The sequence below is a fragment of the Streptomyces sp. NPDC104371 genome (assembly GCF_055583785.1).
Genome location: NZ_JBVJNF010000031.1, coordinates 1 through 2324 on the forward strand (window position 1 = coordinate 1; position 2324 = coordinate 2324).

Sequence of the window (2324 nt, forward strand, 5' to 3'; positions counted from 1 at the left end):
GAGATCACCGCGAGCCATTTCGTTTCCGATGTGCTTCCCGGATTCCTGAGCCTTGGCGATGTATTCGCCTGCCCCGTCAGCGGTCGTGACCATGTCCCACTTGACGCCGTGCTTCTTGTCGGCCGGGAAGCCTTGCTTGGCAGTCCAGTCCATCCAGACGCGAACCCATCGCTGCATGAGCTTGGAGAGTTCGAGGAGATCCGGCGAGCCGTCAAAGCAGACGATCACGTGAAGGTGAGGATGCCAACCATTCCGGCCGTACGTGATTTCGCGAGAATTGATCGTGCCGATCTTTCCGGTACGGGCCTTTTCCCCTTGGGCCGCTTTTCCATTGCCCAGCCGGGTGAATGCCTTTTGCAGACCGTCGAGAAGTTCGGCCAGGGCGTGACCCTTGGCGTGTCGAACCGTGAAGGTGACCATCCAGGCCGTGCCGCCGTCGAGGATGAGCTTGGCGAGTCCCTTGGCGATCTCGTCGGCCCGTCCGGCACGGATCTTGGCCGAGCAGACCGGGCACAGCCAGATGTTCGCGCAGACGCAGACTCCGGCCGCATAGGCCGTGCCGTTCTTGACCTTGAACGTGACCTTCTCGACGTCCGGGGCGAGGATCTTCCCGCAGGCACTCAGACGCCGAACCGTCGTGATCGACCAGATGATCCGGCGAAGCTCGAAGCGCCGCCGACGACGCGAACACTGTGCGTTACCGTCTTCGGATTCCCGCAGGTCAGACGGGGAATCGGCGGTCGAGGGTGAAACTTTTGCCGTAGTAGTACCAAGGGGGCCCTCCGCCGGGCCGCCGGGGGCGGCCCCGGCGCCCCTCCTGCCTCCGGCCCGGGGCGCCGGGGAGACCCGGCTGCGGGCATGGGCCAGGTCCTTCGCGGCAGCTTCTCCGTCGAGCCGATCGACGGGTTCTGCGGGGACGGTCTGGGCTCGCACTGTTGCGGTGTCTGCGGTCTCGTCTACCGTGGTCATCAGTCGTTCTCCGTGTCGCGTGGAAGTGTGCGGAGACGCCGAGGCCCCGGAGGTGAGATTCCGGGGCCTCAACGCGTTCTGAGGGCCGTTCAGGGGCCAGCGTGCCACCTGGGGCCGACAGCAGGCTTTCAGGCCGTCTGAGGCCGTGTCACGCGGTTTCGCGGGTTACCCAGTCGGCACCGGCCGGGCGGTCGGCGAGCTCGGTGACGACCTGGACCACGGCCCCGGAGTACGGGAGCCGCCAGGCGAGGACTCCGGCCGTGAGGTCGGCGGCTTCGTCGCGGCTGAGCTGGAACCGCGGGAACGGCCAGTCGGCGGGGTCGGACATGCCGGCCGCGAGCAAGGCCAGCTCGTCGAGGGTCGGGACGGCGGTCGCGTTCTCCCAGTCCTGCCAGAGTGCCGGCCGAACGCGAACGAGGCCCGCAGCCTCGGTGATGCTCAAGCCCTGTGCCAGGCGAGCGAATTCGAGGGTGCGGGCCACGAGGGTCCGGAACTTGTCGGTGTCCTGCGGGGCGGAGGACTTCACGCCGAACGCGGAGGATGCAACAATGCTCATCAGCGGTTCACCAGCTTCCATCTGGTTGATGCCGTTAGCCCCTGGTTCGGTGTTACCAGCACCTGCCGGGGGCGTTTTGTTGTCTGTGGATAAGAGTGCCACTACCACACGGGTCTGACAAGCCCTCAGGGGCCGTGAGCTGAGGAAGACTTTAACCTCTGCTGATCAGCGGGGCCCCTCCGAGATCAAGAAGGGGGGCCGAGTGCTAACTACTGGGTGAGGGCATCCTGCCCTCTCCATTGGCACAAGTGTAATGGCCCCCCTTCATGATCTCGCCCCGCAGATCACCAGAGGTCAAACTCTTCCCCAACTCACTCGGTCGGCTTGTCGGCTACCGGTCCGAGTCGCTTCACAGCCCAGATGTGATGAGCCGTCAGAACCTTGACGAGTTCCGGAAAACCGCCCCGCTCGATGGCTTCGAGAACGTCGGCTTCAATGCCCTGCTTGACGATCAACTTCCAAGCAGACTCGGGGAGTTCGGCCACGTCTTCGCCGTCAACGTCCTGAGCGGCAAGCTCTTCGTCGGTCGGGCCGTCATCGTCTCCGAGGAGTCGGGCCTTGAGGCCGTGAGACCACGAGATCGCGGCTTTCCTTTTCGTCGCCGTCTCGTATTCCTTCCAGAGCGGGAGAACGGCGGCATCACCGGTTTGGCCAAGGTAGTCGATCAATTCGAACGGGGTGAGAGAGCCGAGCTTTCCCCGCTTGAGATCACCGCGAGCCATTTCGTTTCCGATGTGCTTCCCGGATTCCTGAGCCTTGGCGATGTATTCGCCTGCCCCGTCAGCGGTCGTGACCATGT

2 protein-coding genes and 1 pseudogene are annotated in these 2324 nt (G+C 64.4%); all 3 read right to left on the reverse strand.

The genetic code is table 11. The annotated features are described in order from the left end of the window. Positions 1 to 969, reverse strand: a 969-nt coding sequence (locus tag ACZ60T_RS34075; protein ID WP_469669501.1) for a protein rep, incomplete at its 3' end; no start/stop codon positions are given. 148 nt (positions 970 to 1117) lie between these two features. Beyond that, positions 1118 to 1525, reverse strand: coding sequence for a helix-turn-helix domain-containing protein (locus ACZ60T_RS34080; RefSeq protein WP_469669502.1), 408 nt, complete (start codon positions 1523 to 1525; stop codon positions 1118 to 1120). Positions 1526 to 1836: 311 nt separating this feature from the next. Continuing rightward, positions 1837 to 2324, reverse strand: a pseudogene (locus ACZ60T_RS34085) (hypothetical protein); the annotation flags it as partial.